General features: G+C 67.0%; 15 protein-coding genes. 2 read left to right on the top strand and 13 right to left on the bottom strand.

The window, feature by feature from the left end; genetic code table 11:
- Positions 1-61: 61 nt before the first annotated feature.
- The 11 genes from EB084_00105 to EB084_00155 form a co-directional block, all read right to left on the bottom strand.
- On the bottom strand, positions 62-2,335 hold the full coding sequence (locus tag EB084_00105) for a GAF domain-containing protein (protein ID NDD26656.1): 2,274 nt from the start codon (positions 2,333-2,335) through the stop codon (positions 62-64).
- Positions 2,265-3,056 (bottom strand): hypothetical protein, encoded by a 792-nt coding sequence (locus tag EB084_00110; protein ID NDD26657.1) that lies wholly within the window; start codon positions 3,054-3,056, stop codon positions 2,265-2,267. Before EB084_00110 ends, EB084_00105 begins: the two co-directional genes overlap by 71 nt.
- Positions 3,038-3,976, bottom strand: a complete 939-nt coding sequence (gene ispE / locus EB084_00115) for a 4-(cytidine 5'-diphospho)-2-C-methyl-D-erythritol kinase (protein ID NDD26658.1) — start codon at positions 3,974-3,976, stop codon at positions 3,038-3,040. Before ispE ends, EB084_00110 begins: the two co-directional genes overlap by 19 nt.
- Positions 3,973-5,964: a DUF3857 domain-containing protein gene (locus EB084_00120; protein ID NDD26659.1), complete on the bottom strand. Its 1,992-nt coding sequence runs from the start codon at positions 5,962-5,964 to the stop codon at positions 3,973-3,975. Before EB084_00120 ends, ispE begins: the two co-directional genes overlap by 4 nt.
- Positions 5,965-5,986: 22 nt before the next feature.
- Positions 5,987-7,195 (bottom strand): cystathionine gamma-synthase, encoded by a 1,209-nt coding sequence (locus EB084_00125; GenBank protein ID NDD26660.1) that lies wholly within the window; start codon positions 7,193-7,195, stop codon positions 5,987-5,989.
- A complete protein-coding gene (locus tag EB084_00130; protein NDD26661.1) occupies positions 7,192-8,838 on the bottom strand; it encodes a hypothetical protein in 1,647 nt (548 codons plus the stop codon). Before EB084_00130 ends, EB084_00125 begins: the two co-directional genes overlap by 4 nt.
- A 22-nt stretch (positions 8,839-8,860) precedes the next feature.
- Positions 8,861-9,427 carry a preprotein translocase subunit SecG gene (gene secG, locus EB084_00135; protein NDD26662.1) on the bottom strand — a complete coding sequence of 189 codons (567 nt, stop codon included), beginning with the start codon at positions 9,425-9,427 and terminating at the stop codon, positions 8,861-8,863.
- A gap of 238 nt (positions 9,428-9,665) precedes the next feature.
- Positions 9,666-10,433 (bottom strand): triose-phosphate isomerase, encoded by a 768-nt coding sequence (locus EB084_00140; protein ID NDD26663.1) that lies wholly within the window; start codon positions 10,431-10,433, stop codon positions 9,666-9,668.
- A gap of 2 nt (positions 10,434-10,435) precedes the next feature.
- Positions 10,436-11,632 (bottom strand): phosphoglycerate kinase, encoded by a 1,197-nt coding sequence (locus EB084_00145; protein ID NDD26664.1) that lies wholly within the window; start codon positions 11,630-11,632, stop codon positions 10,436-10,438.
- A 67-nt stretch (positions 11,633-11,699) separates the two neighbouring features.
- Complete coding sequence (gene ftcD / locus EB084_00150) at positions 11,700-13,328, bottom strand: glutamate formimidoyltransferase (GenBank protein NDD26665.1); 1,629 nt, start codon at positions 13,326-13,328, stop codon at positions 11,700-11,702.
- Positions 13,329-13,333: 5 nt separating this feature from the next.
- Positions 13,334-13,861: a hypothetical protein gene (locus EB084_00155; GenBank protein NDD26666.1), complete on the bottom strand. Its 528-nt coding sequence runs from the start codon at positions 13,859-13,861 to the stop codon at positions 13,334-13,336.
- 269 nt (positions 13,862-14,130) lie between these two features.
- Here EB084_00155 and EB084_00160 point away from each other — a divergent pair, with 269 nt between their 5' ends.
- A complete protein-coding gene (locus tag EB084_00160; protein ID NDD26667.1) occupies positions 14,131-14,934 on the top strand; it encodes a chlorite dismutase in 804 nt (267 codons plus the stop codon).
- A gap of 19 nt (positions 14,935-14,953) precedes the next feature.
- On the opposite strand, the gene EB084_00165 is transcribed toward EB084_00160, so the two are convergent.
- Complete coding sequence (locus tag EB084_00165; protein ID NDD26668.1) at positions 14,954-15,958, bottom strand: glycosyltransferase; 1,005 nt, start codon at positions 15,956-15,958, stop codon at positions 14,954-14,956.
- A gap of 84 nt (positions 15,959-16,042) precedes the next feature.
- Here EB084_00165 and EB084_00170 point away from each other — a divergent pair, with 84 nt between their 5' ends.
- The gene (locus EB084_00170) at positions 16,043-16,969 is read left to right on the top strand and encodes a class I SAM-dependent methyltransferase (GenBank protein NDD26669.1); all 927 of its coding nucleotides are present in this window, start codon (positions 16,043-16,045) and stop codon (positions 16,967-16,969) included.
- 6 nt (positions 16,970-16,975) lie between these two features.
- Here the strand turns inward: EB084_00170 and EB084_00175 are convergent, their stop codons facing one another.
- Positions 16,976-17,398: a type II secretion system protein gene (locus EB084_00175; GenBank protein NDD26670.1), complete on the bottom strand. Its 423-nt coding sequence runs from the start codon at positions 17,396-17,398 to the stop codon at positions 16,976-16,978.
- Positions 17,399-17,499: the final 101 nt, after the last annotated feature.

Below are 17,499 nucleotides of genomic sequence, written 5' to 3' on the forward strand. Positions count from 1 at the left end.
ACCCGGTGTGAACAGATGGGCCTGCCGAGCCGGGGCAGCGCATGGACGCTCGGCCGCGCCTCTAGCCGGTCGAAGGGATGCGGGGGCGCGGGCTCACGGGCGACCCGCCACGCGGGCTGAACATCCCGTTTACCGATGCGCGAATCCAGCCTTCCGTCTCGGCTCTCGAGCTCGCCTCGATTCCGCTTCGGGCGAAGACCGGGTCCTCTTCGAGGATCTGCAGGAAGATGTCGACCAGCTTGGGGTCGAACTGCGCGCCGCTGTTCTTGATCAGCTCCTGGACGGCCTGATCGATGGAGAGCGCCCTGCGGTAGGGGCGATGGCTGGTCATGGCGTCGTAGGCGTCAGCCACAGAGATGACCCGCGCCTCGAGCGGGATGGCGTCGCCGCTGAGCCCGACGGGGTAGCCTCCTCCCGAGCAGTAGCGCTCGTGGTGGTAGAACATGAACGGGATGATCTTCTGGAATGCCTTCACGGGCATCATGATGGCCGCGCCGTACTCCGGGTGACGCTTCATGATCGCAAACTCGTCATCGGTCAGGCGGCCCGGCTTGTTGAGGATCTCGTCGCGAATGTTGATCTTGCCCACATCGTGCAGCAACGAGGCATAGCGAAGGAAGTCGAGATCTCTTCCGAACAGCCCCACGCGCTCGCCGATGCGCACCGAGTAGACCGCCACGCGCTCGGAGTGCCCGCGGGTGTAGGGGTCGCGGGCATCGATGGCGTTGGCCAGGGCGGTGATGCTCGAGACGAAGAGCTCGTGCAGCTCGTTGTGGAGCTTGGCGTTCTCGATGGCGATGGCGGCCTGGTTGGCCATGTTGACCAGAAGATGGAGGTGCTCGTCGGTGAAGTCTCCGCTGTCGCGACGGGCGCTGATGTTGATGACACCGGTGACGCGGTCGCGCACGAGCAGGGGCACCGATAGGGCTGAGTGCTTCTCTCGGGTGCTGCGTGAGTCGTGGTGCTGCTCGCCCTTGTGCAGCAGCAGCGGCTTGCCGGATTTGGCGACCTTCCCCGCGATGCCCTCGCCGAGACGCAGGCGCACGCTGTTCACCACTTCCTCCGGCAGCCCGCAGGCGACCTCGACCACGAGCTCCTGCGACTCCTCGTTGAGAAGCATGATCGACCCTTGCGTCGAGTCGAGCAGCTCGATGGCGTGGTCGAGAACGCGCTGCAGGACCTGGTTGCGCTCGAGCTCTGAGTTGATGGCGGTGCCGATGGAGAACAGCGCGCTCATCTCGGTGGCGCGCTTGCGGGCTCGGTCGTAGGTCTGTGCGTTCGCGATGGCGGCCGCGGCCTGGGAAGCCATGATCGATACGAGGGCCAGGTCGTCTTCGGTGAAGTCGCTGCCGTCGCGACGGCCCTTGATGTTGAGCACGCCGATGACCTTCTCGCCAGATACCAGGGGAACGCAGAGCGCTGACTTCAAGACCTCGCCGCTCGTCGTCTGGGCCTTTCCGCTGGGAAGGATGCGCGCCTTGCCTTCCTGTGCGACCTGGCCGGAAACCCCCTCGCCCATCGCCACCCGAGTCGACGCCACGATGTCTGGGCTGAGGCCGCGTGAGACCGCGATGGTGAGATCGGTGCGCTCGGCGTTGAGCAGCATCACCGATCCTTCTTCCGCTCTCAGCAGCTCGAGCGCCCCCTCGAGTACGCTCTCGAGAACGTCGTCGGGGCGAAGGTTCGAGGTCACCATCTCACCGATCTTGTGAATGGTGGTGAGGGTTCCCACGGTGCGATGCTGTCGCCGCCGCTCTTCGAGGAGGGAGAGCAGCACCTGTCGCAGCGAGGCGAGGCTTGCTTCCACCTCGCTCAGTCGGTCATCGGGCACGATCGCTGCGTCAGCCATGAGGCGCGGGGTGAGAAGCAGGCGTGGGCCGATGGCGTCGAGCAGCGCGACCACCTGCGCCTCGCTGGGGCGCTTGGAGAAGGTCGGTCCGCAGATGAGGGTGCTGACGCGGTGGCCGTGAACCTCGACGGGAAGGACCCAGGCCCGTGCTTCTCCCGCCAGGGGGACGCGGGTCAGGGGGGCGCTGACGGCTTCGATCAGTCGGGTCCGCGCAGAGGACTGCCCTGTAAGGAGCGGGTGGAGCGGGTCGTCGCCGTGTGTGACACAGAGAACTGCGTCGCCCTGGCTGTCGCAGAGAGAGATGGAGAGCCGCAGGGCAGAGGCCATGGCTTCGAGGACGGGCTTGACCGTGCGGTCATCGCTCACCACAACGCGAGATCCGTTTGACGGTGCCGATCGATCGATGCCGTACATGCTAAGACCCCGCTTCGGCCAGTCGACGGGCGGTGGCAAGCTCTTCGGGGGCGTCGACGTTGAAGCCCACATCCGGGCAAGGGCTCTCGATGCCCACGGTCTCTGCCTGCATGAGCAGCGACATGCGCTCTTCGGCGTCGCGCACCGAGAGCATGCCCAGGAGGAGCTTGAAGATGATCTTCGGCCCCAGAATCCCGGCCAGCTTCCAGGGACGCTTGCGCGCGACGGTCATGCGGTCGATGAAGGCCTGCGCACGCGTCACCGATTCAGACGTGAGCAGAACGAGCCCGCCGCCGCAGAAGGTGCCTTCTCGCATCTTCACCCACGTGTGTCGCAGTCCGGGGTAGCGCGACTCCGAGGTCTCGCGCCGCACATAGGAATAGTGAACCTCAGCGGGGCGCTTCACGCATCGGTCGAGGAAGTCGACGATGCTGCCCGGCTCGAGAAAGCACATATCGCAGGGGATGGCGAGGAGCGGCGCGCTGCTGTCAACAACGGCGCGCATGCCGTTCTCCACCGACTGGATGAGCGTGCTGCCCGGTTCAGCCACCCGATCGACGCGCGCGAGGATGGCGGGGGGAACGTCTTCCTTCCGCGCCACGAGAACGCGCTGCCCGATGCGGCTGCGACAGCCATCGAGGGCGTCGAGCACGCGCTCGACCATGAGCCGACCGCCCAGAGGAATCCACGCCTTGTGCTTGACGAGCGGCACCACAGGTCGCAGGCACTCTTCCAGCGATCCGCCGGCCAGCACGATTGCGTTGACCACGCTGCTCATCGTACCTCCCGCCATGTTCGAGTGATCAAGGTGTGACCCAGGCCGCGCCCGCGGATGAGCGCCGCGGCTTCACGCGCGGCCGCCCGGTTCCGAGCGAGGCCGAAGAAGACCGAGCCGCTTCCGGTCATCAGCGCCCCCTCGCAACCGCCTTCCCTGAGGGTCAGCAGAATCGTCTCGAGGTGAGGGTAGCGCTCCATCACCGCATCCTGGAGGTCATTGTACAAGTTCGCCGCAACCCCTGCCAGATCTCCCGTCTGCAACGCGTGCAAGACAGCATCGACGCGACCCTGGGCCGCGGGCGAGGGGCGTCCTCCCGTGAGCTCGTCCCATCGTCGGTAGCACCAGGCCGTGGGGATGCGCTCTTCCGGCTGCACCAGAACCGCCCAGAAGGCCTCTGGCACGCGCAGCGCCGTGAGGCGCTCGCCGCGCCCTTCGGCCAGTGCGGCCCCACCCTCCACCATGAACGGCACGTCTGAGCCGAGGCGGGCTGCCACCTCGAGGAGAGCAGGTCGCGAGAGCGGCGACGTAGCGCTGCTCGTGGCCATCTCAGCAAGCATGCGCAGTGCGGCGCCGGCATCTGCGCTGCCTCCCCCCAGCCCGGCCTGCGAAGGGATGCGCTTGGTGAGAGCCACGTCGAGCTCTGCGGGGGCTCGGCCGCCCGTGGCGCTGATGTAGGCCATGATCGCCCGGACAACGAGATTGCTGCCATCGACGGGGACATCTTCACCGCCGCCGCTGACACGCAAGCGGACGTTCGGTGACGATGACAGTGGACCGCGACCCTCGATGGAGAGTCGGTCTGCAAGCTCGAGACTGATCATGATCGAGCGCAGGCCGTGGAAGCCGTCTGGGGTGACCCCCGTGATCTCGAGTGCCAGGTTCAGCTTTGCGGGGGCCGCACCATGCGCGCTGAAACAGGCGGTTTCGATGCTCACCGCGGGGTCGACCGGGTTGGCGGCGGGATCAGGACCACCCGCTCTTTCGTTGCTGTCGCCATCAGGTCCATGAGCTCCTTGAGCTGCGGATACTGGGCCAGGGTGACCTCGGGATGCCTCAGCACGATGCGGCTGAAGTAGTGGATGCCTCGCGCATCGGCGCGAACGTCGATCTGAAGAGAGCCCACAGTGTTGCTGCGGGTCACCGAGTGGGGGAGTGTCTTCACGGTCCACCCTGAGGGGATCACGATGTCGAGCCGTCGCTCTTCATAGGTGGTGGAGCCCAGCACGACCGGATACTTGCGACGGTCGGCAGGCAGCTCGGCGTAGCTGATGAGGCGTCGCTGCGGCGTAAGGGGAATGGCGAACTGGAACCCCTCACCGTCGCTGGGGCGGCTTCCCGCGCGCGACTCCTCGAAGCCGATGGTCAGCTGCAGCGGGCCATCGCTCGAGCTCGGCACGTAGAAGTCGCGCAGCACGGCGGTCGGATTGATGTTGGCCACGATGAGCTGGAAGACTTGCTGCTGCTCCTTCTGGCTGGTGCTGTTCACCATCGAGCGCCAGAGGATGTTGTTCGCGCCATGCTCGGTGAGAACCAGACGCGTCTCCATCGACCCATCGGTGTCGAGACGCGCCACCCCCCGGATCTCCTCGCGGTTTGCGTGCGGGGGCGTCAGCTCTGTGGTGGTGAGCTGCCCCTGGCCGTTGAGAACCAGGGCCGGGCGGTCGTTGCGTCCGGGACCCAGCACGCCAGGCGCGCTCGCCGCGGGGTCGAGCCACTGCCACCCGGCAGGTGTAGCCACGGCGACGAGAACGCGGTTGAACTGCTGCAGCGACGGTGTGCCTCGGGTAGGATCACCGTAGTCGGAGGTGGCGACGAGGGCGGGGTAGGCACGGACGTTGGCCGCGCGAAGCATGGCCGCGAGAAGCACGGCACGGTCCTGGGCCACGAGATCGACGGCCTTGAAGGCTTCAGCCGCGGTGGCGGGAGGCAGCGTGTCGAGGTCGACCTCGCCCTTGGCCAGGGGCTTCTCCTTGTCGAGCCAGGCCATGATGGCGCGGATGCGCCCGTCGTCAGTGGTCTGCCGGCTCACGAGGGCCGCGGTCTTCGCGGTGATGCCGGCATCCGGGGCGAGGGCCGCCTCCCAGACTGTTCGTGCCCAGGTCGCGAAGTCATCCCACGAGGTGAAGCTGCTGACCTGGATCTGCGTGGAGATCTGGCGCAAGGGGGGCATGGCGGCTTCTTGTGCGAGGGCGGGGCGGTTCTCGAGATGCCAGCGCAGAACCGTGCGCCCGTTAAAGCGTTTCACCTCATCGGGCTGGAGCCCGAGCATGCCGGGCGTGGCGATCTCGACGGCGAGCCGATCGGGCGTGTCGAGGGTGAAGCGCGTGTCGACGATGGGCTCGAAGTCCTGGGTGTACGAGATCTCCCAGAAGCGCTTCGCGGGCCACGGCACGCGACGGCGATGGGTGAGCTTGAACTCGACCACCGCGCCTTCGGCCACCTCGCCGAACGTGATGGTCTTCATGTGCAGGCGCTGATACAGCGGGGAGTGCGTGAATCCGCTCGCAACAGCGTCGGTGACCGCGCTTGCGGGAACGGTCGTCACCTGCCCGGATGGGCTGGTGACCCGGGCTTCGGTCACCTCGAGGGTCTCTGTTCTCGAGTCGTACACGCGGGACGTCCGCCCGAAGCGCTCGACGCCGTTGCGGTCGAGAACCTTGATGGCGTCGTACTCCACCAATTCAGACGTGCCATCGGCATTGATTGTCGCCTGGATGTCGTCCTTCAGGATGATGGCGGAGGCGTCCGGGAACTTCTCCTTGCCCGGCGCGTCGGCGAAGGGCGAGGTCGCCGTTCTCTCGCTGGCGCGCGTCGGCGGCGACGACGCAGGGGAAGGCGCGGCGGTGGGGGCGCTCCAGGCGTGGGAGAGCGCTCCCACCCAGAGCAGGCTGGCGGTCAGTACGGTCGCGTGGAGCTGGCGCATTTGATTTCTCTCGTAGTGGGTCTCAGACAGATGCCGCACTGCGGCCGGCCACGCGTGCCGCGGCTTCGAGGGCCTGTGTCACGTCAGCCCGAAGGTCGTCGATGGATTCGATGCCCACCGACAGGCGAACCAGCCCGTCGGTGATGCCGAGCTCTGCGCGGCGGGCGGGGGGGATGCTGGCGTGGGTCATGATGGCCGGATGGTCGGCCAGCGATTCCACGCCGCCCAGGCTCTCGGCCAGGGTGAAGATCTTCAGGCTCTCCATGAAGGCTCGTGCGGCCTCGAGCCCCCCGCGAACCACGAACGAGATCATGCCGCCGGACGTGCGCATCTGCCGCTTCGCCAGGGCGTGCTGGGGATCTGACGGCAGCCCGGGGTAGTAGACCCGCTCTACGCCCTCGTGCGCGCTGAGAAGTCCGGCCAGGATCGTCGCGTTTGCCGCATGGCGCTCCATGCGAACCGCCAGTGTCTTGAGGCCGCGCATCACGAGAAAGGCATCGAACGGCCCGCACACCGCCCCAACGGCATTCTGGTGAAACTTCTGGTTCTCGAAGATCTCCTTTGAGCGGGTGGCCATCAGTCCCAGGACAACGTCGCTGTGACCGCCCAGGTACTTCGTGGCGCTGTGCACCACGATGTCGATTCCGGCCTCGAGCGGGCGCTGGTTGTACGGGCTCATGAACGTGTTGTCGACAACGGAGATCAGGTTGTGGCGCCGGCAGAAGGCGGCTGCGGCCTCGAGATCGGTGAGCTTGAGCAGCGGATTGGTGGGCGTCTCGATCCAGAGCATGCGGGTGTTCGGTCGAACGCGCGATTCGAGCGCCGCGGCGTCAGCGGTGTCGACGAAATCGAACGTCAGGCCGAACTTCTCGAACACGCGCGTGAACAGGCGATAGGTTCCGCCGTACACGTCATCGCCCACGATGACGTGATCGCCGGCCTTGAGCAGGTTCATGAGGTTGTTGGTGGCGGCGAGGCCGGACGAGAACGCGAGGCCGTACTCGCCCCCCTCGAGGGATGCGATGCAGGTCTCGAGGGCTTTGCGCGTGGGGTTCTCGGTGCGCGCGTACTCGTAGATGCCCTGGTAGGGCTTGCCCAGGGCCTCCTGCGCGTAGGTCGAGGTCTGGAAGATGGGGACGCTCACCGCGCCGGTGAGGCCTTCTGGCGCTTGTCCAGCGTGGATTGCTCGGGTCTCGAAGCCCAGGGAGGTCAGATCTGCATCGCTCTTCATTTCCATTTCCACTCCTCGATGTTCCAGGTGATGCTTCCAAATGTTCGCGGAGAGACGCCCTCGAGGTCGCTGCGAAAGACGGTGGCAAGGGGCGTGAAGTAGAGAGGGAGCAGGGGCACCTCTCGGGCCAGAAGGCGCTGGTGGCTGGCAACGGGGTTCGTGGCCCCTGCTGGACAGGGCTGCGCGCCGATCTGTGACAGCAGCCGCGTGTTCTCCGGGGAGGCCCAGCGGCTGATGTTCTCGCCGTGGAAGTTGTTGCGCTGGCTGGGGATGGCGTCTTCCGCGAGATAGGTGCTGGGGAGGGTCCACGGGTACACCTCGATGGCTTGCAGCGCAACTGTGTAGGCACCTTCATGGATGGCCGCCACATACGACGAGTGCGGGCGCCCATCGATGGTCACAGTGAGGCCGAGGCGTTCCCAGCTCTTCTTCACGTTCTCTGCCGTTGCAACCATATCCGGGCTCTCTGCGTCGAGCAGCAGGCGAACGTCGACAGGGGGGCGCGCAGCGTCACCTGCACCCGCCGTCTCGAGCTTGCCGTTGATGGTCTTCAGACCCGCCTCGGAAAGGGTCTTGCGGGCTTTCTCGACGTCACCGCTGTAGGCGGCGAAGGTTGGAAGGCTGCCCAGCCGATTGGGCTGCAGCCACGAGTCGGCTGCAACCGCGCGGGCCGTTCCGAGCGCCTGCACGATGGCGATGCGATTGGTGGCCTGCGCCAGAGCGCGACGCGCCTCCGCGGCGGCGAAGGGGGCTATGCGGGTGTTGAACACGAGACAGACGAGCCGCGGACCTGGGGTCATGACGACCGTATGTGCTCCTCCTTCCGGCCACTGACGACGGGCGACCTCTTCGGCGGGGACGCGGTCAATCACGTCGACCGCGTTGCTCGTAAGGGCGTCGAGCGCGGCCTGTGGGGTCTCGTAGAACTGGAACGTGGCGTGCTCGAGTGCGGTTGGCCGCGGCTGGTAGCTCGGGTTGCGCTCGAGGTCGATGCGGTTTGAAGCGCGGCTCTTGAACCGAAATGGCCCATCGCCCACCGGCGACTGATGGAACGGCGCTGATGAGAAGTTGCGCACATCGCGATTCAGCGTCTGCTCGAGAAGGTGGCGGGGAAGGGGAAAGATGTCGAGGGCGTCGTGCACCGCGGTCCGGTCGACGGTGAAGGTGAGCGTGTCTCCAGCCTGGGTGAACCCCTTGATGGCCGACGACCACCACGCATGTCCCTTCATGAACAGCGGGTGCATCAGCACGCGGTAGGTGAACATGAAGTCGTCGAACGTCATCGGCTGGCCGTCGCTGAACGTGGCCCCCTTGCGAAGACGGAACGTGTAGGCGGCGATGTGCGTGTTTCCGCGAAAGGTTCCGCTCGTGACGCTCGGAACGTCGGTGGCCCACTCCGCGCGCAGCGAGCCGTTGGCCGCATAGGTGAGGAATCCGCGGAACATGGCGTCTTGAACCACCATGGCGTCGGGGGCGCGATCGTAGAGCGGACTCACGCCTGGCGCGCCACTACCCGCGATGGCGATTCTGACCGTGGTGTGCGGGTCGCTCTTCCAGCACCCGAGTGCCCCCAGCGAGAGCGTTGCAAGCGCAAAGATGCAGAGCCCCGCCAGCGGGAACCTGCGGGTCGCTCGGGGGGGCATCGGCGTCAACGTGGAGCGTCGCTCAGATCGCTCGCGCGGCGCGGCCCCAGCCCAGCCAGAGCACCAGCGAGAGCACGATGAACAGCACTGCGAAGCGGGTTGTCCACTGGCTGAGCTGCTCGTCGGCGCTCTTCTTGCCCCGGAACACAGACGAGCTCACGGTGCCGCCGATCACACCGGACAGCCCCTCGTTCTTGGTGGTCTGGAACATGACGCAGCCGACCAGGCCGATGCAGGTGAGGAAGTACACGGTCAGGAGCAGGCCGTGCAGCACAGGGTGTGCGCTGCTCTGCGCCTCGATGGGAGGCACCATGGTGTTCACCTGGGGAGCGACGGTCATGGGCATCTGCGGAACGCCTGCCCCCGGAAGCGTGGGCGGCGCAGCGGCCGGAAGGCCGGATGCGACAGCGGCCGGGAGCGTGGGTGGCGCTGCGGCAGGCAGGCCGGATGCGACGGCGCCCGGCAGCGCGGGAGGAGCGCCTGGGGCAACGCCAGCGGGAACGCCAGAGGCGGCTGGGGCGGCGGGCACGGCCTGCGCCAGGAATGCCCAGGACTTGATGCAGAGGTTGAGATAGAGCTGGGGAAGCAAGATTCAAATCTCCTTTGGATACCAGAAAGGATGCGGATTCGTGCGGTGCGGGCAGGGGCCGTTCGGGCCTGCCGCGCCGCCTCTGCGATAAGCGGCGGCGCCTTGCGTCGACAACGGGAGAGCCCGTGTGGACGCTTCATCTCGCGACGAACCCGCGCCTATTCTTCGCCGGGTCGGGAACCCCTTTTTTTGGTGCGCAGGAGTTCAGCGCGAGACGACGCGCGCTGAACCCCCTGCGTCAGTGGAACTCGACGATGCGCAGGAACGAGGCCGCTTCGAGGCTGGCGCCTCCCACCAGGGCGCCGTCGATGTGGGGCTGGGCCATGTAGGCGTCGATGTTGTCTGGCTTCACGCTGCCCCCGTACTGGATGCGGATCTTCGCCGCCACCGACTCGCCCAGCACCTCACCGAGCACGCTGCGGATGTGGCCGCAGGTCTCGTTTGCGTTCTGCGGGGTGTCGCTCTTGCCCGTGCCGATGGCCCAGATGGGCTCGTAGGCGATGACCAGGTGATCGCCCTCGGCTGTCGACACCCCCGCGAGGCCCGCTCGCACCTGACCCTCGACCTTGCTTCGGGTCAGCCCCGCTTCACGCTCCTCGAGGGATTCACCGACGCACAGAATCGCCGACATGCCCCAGTCGAGCACCGCCCGCACCTTCTTCTGGCAGAGGGCGTCGGTGTCGCCGAAGAGCGCCCGTCGCTCGGAGTGGCCCACGATGACGTAGCGGCACCCTGCATCCTTGGCCATCTCGGCCGAGACCTCGCCCGTGAAGGCCCCCTTCTCGGCCCACCAGACGTTCTGGCAGCCCAGGCGGATTCGACCTTTTCGGGAGACGATGGCGTTCACCGCGCTCAGCGCAGTGAACGGCGGGCACACCAGCACCTCTCGATCGCTGGCGTGCCCGGGAACGTCGAGTCGCTCGCAGAGGGCCTCGACGAGACCAACGGCGTCGCGCACCGTCTTGTGCATCTTCCAGTTGCCGGCAAGAAGGGGAATGCGTTGCATCGCTAGCCACCTACCTTTGCGTCAGCGTCGAGGAGGCGCGCCACGCCGGGGAGCTCGCGTCCCTCGAGGAACTCGAGGGACGCGCCCCCGCCCGTCGAGATGTGCGTCATCTTCGCGGCAACCCCCATCTGCTCTGCGGCGGCCGCGGTATCGCCACCGCCCAGCACGGTGGTGGCCTGCGTGCTGGCCACCACTTCGGCCAGCCGCTTCGTGCCGTCGGCGAACAGGGGGTTCTCAAAGACGCCCATGGGGCCGTTCCACAGCACCGTGCGACTGTCGGCCAGGGCGGCCGCGAAGCGCTCCACAGATCTCGGACCGATATCGAGGCCCATCATGTCGTCGGGGATCGCATCGACCGAGACCACCTGCGTGGGCACGCCGTCGGCAAGGGCGGGCGCCACCACGACGTCGACGGGCAGCAGCACCTGCTTGCCGAGGGCCCGCGCCTCCTCGAGGAACGCGCGGGCGTTCTCCGGGTTCGGATCGAGCAGGGAGCGCCCGATCTTCTTTCCCTCGACGTGCAGGAACGTGAACGCCATGCCGCCGCCGATGATGAAGCGGTCGACCGGCCCCAGGAGGTTCTTCAGAACCGCGATCTTGTCGGCCACCTTGGCCCCGCCGAGAATGGACACGAAGGGGTGGGCCGGGTCGTGCAGCACCTTTCCGAGGAAGGTGATCTCCTTCTCCATCAGCAGGCCCGCGTACGATGGCAGATGGTCGCACACCCCCGCGGTCGATGCGTGGGCGCGGTGCGCGCTGCCGAACGCGTCGTTGCAGTAGATGTCGCCCAGCTTCGCCAGCTGCGCGGCAAACGCCGGGTCATTCTTCTCCTCCTCGGCGTAGAAGCGCAGGTTCTCGAGGAGCATCACGCTGGCGGGCGGAGCCCACTTCACCGCTTGTTCCACCCGCTCGCCAACGCAGTCGTCGAGTGCGGTGACCGGGCGCGTGAGCAGGATCGCCAGGCGCTCAGCGACGGGAGCGAGGCGCAGGTCGGCGTTCACCTTGCCCTTCGGTCTTCCCAGGTGCGACATCAGCACCACCCGTCCGCCGTTGTCGATGATGTGGCGGATGGTGGGCAGGGCGGCGAGGAGACGGGTGTCGTCGGCCACCTTGCCGTGATCGAGGGGAACGTTGAAGTCGACGCGCACGAGCACGCACTTGCCGCGAACGTCGATGTCTCTGATGCTGGCCTTGTTCATGGGGTACCTCTGCTCTACTGGACTTGTGCCGCGAGCGGCGCGCGCGCCGCCGCGACGAGGGAGATCATCATGTGTCGAAGAGACGATTCGTGACGGTGAGGCGGTGCTGGCAGAGACCCTTCAGGTTGATGCACACGTTGTACCACGCACCCTGCGCCGCCGCCAGGGCGAGCGCTCCCGCCACGCCGGCGTCGCTGAGCGCATTGGGATTCCCCTGCTCGCCCACCGTGCAGGCCAGGGCCGCGGCCCTGCACGCCAGTCGCATGGTCTCGAGCGGGGCTGCGATGGCGCCTTTCGTCGCGTCGGCCACGGCCTGTCGCTTCGCGGCCTTCTCGGCGTCTGTCTCGGCCTTCTCGCGCATCGCGCCCATGAGCACGTTGAAGGCCTCCGTGTCGCGATCGACACCGCCCAGCAGCCCGTCCTTGAGCTGCTGCGCGTCTTCAGCCAGCGCGCACATGCGCTCGAAGAGCGCGGTTCCGTCGGGCTTGCGGCGCTGATAGACCGACAGGCCGTTGGCGGTGAGGTTGGCCACCATGGCCACCAGCGAGGCCGCGAGCGCGCCCGCCAGGGCCGACACGCTGCCGCCGCCGGGGGCCGGCGCGTCGCTCGCGGTGACGTTGGCGAACGCGCGTACCGGGAGCGACGCCAATGGTCCGGAGAGAGAGCGGAAGCGATACTCGATGACCTTCTGCGCGGGGTCGAAGGGCCCCAGCTGGTCGAGCCCCAGCGATCGGATGGCCGTCTCGACCAGCTCCTCCTCGCTCACGCCAGGAGATCGGTTCGCCTTCAGCAGGTAGTGCCGTCCGGCTGCTGTCAGCGCCTCGAGGGGGATGAGCCCCACCAGCTCGCTGCCCGTGACGAGAACGCCGCGCTTCTCAGCTTCGGCGCGAATGGCGTCGAAGACCACGTGCGGGGGGCTCACCTTGAAGTTGGTGAGGTTGATGGAGACCTGCGCCTGCTTGTAGGCCTCGATGTACCAGCCCACGGCCTTCACGTGCTCGAGCATGCCGGGCACCCGGGCCTGGCTACCGTCCGGCAGGGAGATCGGGTTGCCGTCATCGTCTCGGGCAAGGCGTCCGGACTCGCGAACACTGAGGGCGATGTCGCTGGCGATCTTCTTGTCGCGGGTGTTGAGGTTGACGTTGTAGGCGATCAGGAACTCGCGGGCGCCGATGACCGTCGCCCCCGCCTGGGCGTTGAACCCGTCACCGAAATCGGGGGCCCAGCGCGGATCGGCGAGCTTTCGCTCGAGCCCTTCGTATTCGCCCGCGCGGATGTTCGCGAGGTTGCGGCGCTCCTCGTTGCGCGCGGCGTACTCGTACAGGAACACCGGGATGGCGAGCTCACGCCCCACCCGCTCTCCCAGGCGCTCGGCGAGCTTCACGCACGTGGCGATGTCGACGCCTTCGATGGGGATGAGCGGGCAGACGTCAGTGGCGCCCATGCGTGGATGCGCCCCGCTGTGCCGACGCATGTCGATGCGCGCGGCCGCTGTCTTGATGGCCTGGAAGGCGGCTTCGATCACGTCTTCAGGCGGCCCCACGAAGGTCATGACGGTGCGGTTGGTGTCGGCGCCCGGATCGATGTCGAGCAGCTGGACGCCGCTCACACCGCGAATGGCGGATGCGATGGCATCGATGACGGCGGGGTCACGGCCCTCGCTGAAGTTCGGGACGCACTCGATGAGCTGCGGCATGGGGTTCACTCCTGGTGCATGCGCGCCTTGAGCACGCGCACGCTGCCTTCGACATTGCTCGCGTCGCCGTCCGGATGCAGGCGGACCTCGACCCACTTGTACTTCCCCAGCGGACAGGAGCTGAGCGGCGCCTGGTAGAGCACGTTGCCCCCGCCACCGGTCTTGAACGAGAAGGGCGGGTTTCCGATTCCGGCCCGCTCGGCGCCGGCGCGGCCGGAGGTCGTGAACCACACCGTGTAGACCGAGCGGGTCTTCATGCCGCTCAGGTCCATGCGGAAGCTGTCCTTGTCATCGGAGTAGCACGACACGCGCACCTTGCCGCGGGCGCTCCCCTGGTCGCCTTCCGTCTGGAAGGTCCACTCGCTTGCGGTGATGCCGTCATGATGCTCTTGCGGCGGCTTCGCGTTGTAGGGCTGCTTGATGAACCCTCGAGGACGGCCATCGTCCTCCTCGTCATCGGCGTGGGCGCCGGTCATCGGCAGGAGCGTGGTCAGCAGCGCGATGAGCAGCAGGCTGAGGAAGCGTTTTCTCATGGGAACCTCCGGGCATTCGGGGGATGTGGGGTGGCTGGCGCGGAGCGGCGGTGTCGTGAGCCCCGTACGCGCGAGCCGATGTCGGCGGTCAGACCCCGCGAAGCGTCGGGGGGTTTCTTCGCCCCCAGCGCCGGTTCCTGGAAGGAGGAGCCTGCGGAAGAGAGGAGACCACCCTGGGGGAGCGAACCCCGTACTCCCGCCAGGACGCCAGAGATGCATCTCGCCGAGGCTTCCCGCGCGCGGGCAGAGCGAACACCGTTGGAGGGGCCATGGCCGCAGAGCAGAGCACGCACGCATCAGAGTCGAATGGGGCCGCGCCGCCCGCGGGGCGCCCCGCAAGGCGCACCGTCGATCTCGATCCCAGCGGGCAGGTCACCCACCGCGAGCCGGACCGCGTGAAGCGCCAGTACCTCAACTACGCGTTCTTCAAGCTCGACCCCGCGTTCCGCCGCCTGTCGGCCGAGGAGAAGGCGTCGGCACGCGCCGAGTTCCTGGGGTCTGTGCAGCAGTGGGAGGGTGAGGTGCGCATCCAGCGCACCTACAGCCTGGTGGGCATGCGCGCAGAGGTCGACTTCATGCTCTGGCGCATCGCCTTCGATGTGCGCGACTTCCAGGAGTCGCAGGCGGCCATCAATCGCACGCGCCTGGCCGGCTACCTCACGCAGCCCTACAACTTCCTCGCCATGCAGAAGCGCAGCCAGTACGTCAATCGCGTGCAGGGAAGCGGTCACGGGGTCGAGATGCTGCCCGGCGAGGGACAGTACCTGTTCGTGTACCCCTTCATCAAGACGCGCCCCTGGTACGACCTCACGCCCCACGCCCGTCAGGGCATGATGGACGAGCACATCTTCGCCAGCGAGCCGTTCAAGGGCGTGCGCATCAACACCTCGTACTCGTACGGCATCGACGATCAGGAGTTCGTGGTCTCGTTCGACAGCGACTTCCCACAGGAGTTCGTCGACCTCGTGCATCGCCTGCGGTACACCGAGGCCAGCAACTTCACGCTGCGAGACACCCCCATGTTCACGTGCGTGAAGGCCTCCCTCGAGGAGATCCTCGATCAGATCTGCTGACGTCCGGGGCTGATCCGGGTCAGGCCAGGAACCAGTGGTCGCGTCCTTCCACGCGTCCCTGGGCCGAGAGCTCGGCCCGTATCTGCTCACGGGCGCCCGCGACGCCCACGGCCACGAGCAGGGGCAGGCGCCGCGCGGTCTCGTCGTCGGTCGACACGACCGGTATGCCGTCGATGCGCTGTCCGATGCGGTCCGGGTCTACATCGACGATGCGCTGCACGTCCCACCCGAGCGTTCGCATGCGTCGCATAAGCTGCCGCCCGGTGGGTCCTCCCCCTCGAAGGGCCACCGCCCCGGGCACCTGCGCGCGCAGGTGCGCGAGCTTGCATCTGATGATGGCGTCGACGCTGCAGACCGGGCTTGTTCGGGTGTATCGCTCCGCGCGCTCGCACCAGAAGAACAGGGTTTGCGGCACCTTTGCGAAGCGCGCGCCTCGAAGGTGCAGGCGCAGGAAGAGGTCGTAGTCTTCTGGCCAGCCATTGTCGATGTAGCCGCCGGCCGCGATCAGCGCTGCGCGACGCATCATCACGGATGGATGCGCCACCGGGCTCTCGACGAAGAAGTCCGCCGCGATACGCTCAGGCGTGATGAGGCTGTTGAGCCACGCCTCATAGCGCAGCAGTCCGACGCGCAGCACCCGTCTGGGGAACAGGCGCACGAAGCAAGACACCACGTCGATGTCCGGGTGGGCCGAGAGCCAGGCCAGCTGCGCTGCTAGCCGATCGCGATGGCATGCATCGTCGCCGTCCATGCGGGCGACCACGGGCGCGCGGCATTGCTCGAGACCGCGGTTCAGCGCCGAGACGAGGCCGCCATGCGCCTGTGCCGACACGACGAACCGCTCGTCTGCCTGCGCGAAGCGCTCCGCGATCTGGCGGGAGCCGTCTGTGGAGCCGTCATCGACGATGACGCACTCCCAGTCGGTGAGACGCTGCCGCTGCAGGCTTCGCAAGGCGCGCGCCAGTCGAGGGGCTTCGTTGCGGACGGGGAGGAGAACGCTCACGCGGGGGAGGGAGAACGGCATCTGCGCTGCGATTTCGGGTTCGAGGCCTTCGGTCCTGGCAGGCCGGCGACCCGAGCCAGGATACGTCGGAGAGGTGACGAGGCGGTGTCGACCTCGATGGCGAACGAGAGCAGCATGATCACGCATGCCGTTGAACCCCCTGACCTCGAAGCCGTCGTCTCCGCCGCTCGGGCGCGCATCGTCGCTGCCGGCGACCTCCCCCACGTCACGGTCGACGAGCAGCTCGCGCTGCTCGAGGGGCTCACCGAGTTCCCCATGGGCCGGTTCATGCTGGTCAACCGCGGATGGAACGGCTGGTTCACCGGCTTCGCGGTGGTGTATCACCCGACCGTGGGGCGTGAGAAGGGGGCCGACGAGAGCGGCCGCCCCTACACGGCGCTCGAGCGGAGAATGCTCGAGCTCCCCTTGTGTCGCGCCACGCAGGAGCGCTTCGTCGTGTTCCAGCGCGCCCTGCAGGCCAGGGTGCGTGATGGGGCTCGCCTGGGCTCACTCCCCTGCGGTCTCATGGACGACCTGCTCTCCCTCGACTTCAGCGGGGTCGGCGAGTTCGAGCTCGTGGGCATCGATCTCGACGCAGAATCGCTGCGCCAGGCTGCCGCCAACGCCGAGCGGCGCGGCCTGTTCTCGCGCGCCGCGTTCCGACGGGAGGATGGCTGGGATCGGGGTGACGACGAGCTCGACGTGCTCACCAGCAACGGCTTGAACATCTACGAGCCGGATGATGCGCGGGTCGTGGCCCTCTACCGCGCGTTCCGCCATCGAATCCGTAAAGGAGGCACGCTCGTCACGAGTGCGCTCACGACGGCAGATGAGTGGGACGGCACCGCGATTGACGCAGACGAGGCGAGGCTGCAGCGCATTCTGTTCGCGGACGTAATCGGGGTGCGGTTCAGCTGCCTTCGAACCGAAGCCCAGACTCGCGCCCAGCTGGGTGAGGCCGGGTTCGAGGTCGAAGACGTGACGTATGACCGCGCGCGCCTCTTCCCCACGTTTGTGGCGAAGCGTCGCTGACGCGGTCTACTTCAGCAGGATGCCGCTGGTGACGTACTGGGGGTAGCCCGGGCTGCACAGGTCAGAGACCACGGTGGAGTGCACGCCCTGGCAGAACAGGGTGAACATGGTGCCGGTGCTGTACGAGTAGGTGTAGGTCGCGCCGTTGCTTGGGCAGATGATGTTCGAAGGCAGGTAGGGACGGGTGCCAGACGTGGCCGTGGTGAGCAGCGTCAGGGCGCTGGGCAGCTGCTGGCCGTTGTCGTTGGCGTAGAGGTTGACGGCCTTGGCGATGGTGTTCAGGTTGCCCTGGCAGGCCGTGAACTGGGCCACGAAGCGGGCTCGCGCGAAGCGAGGCATGAGGATGGCGGCCAGCAGGCCGATGATGACGAGTACCGTGAGCAGTTCGACGAGGGTGAAGCCTCGTGCCGAGCGACGTTTCAAATGCATGCCAGACAAGCCTCCGCAAGCGCTTTTCTGGCATGTTTTTGCGGAGGCTCCTGAAATCCTTCAGGGTCTTTTACTCTGTTCTGCTTGCGCGTCTACGTAAC

This window comes from Pseudomonadota bacterium (genome assembly GCA_010028905.1).
Lineage (GTDB): Bacteria > Vulcanimicrobiota > Xenobia > RGZZ01 > RGZZ01 > RGZZ01.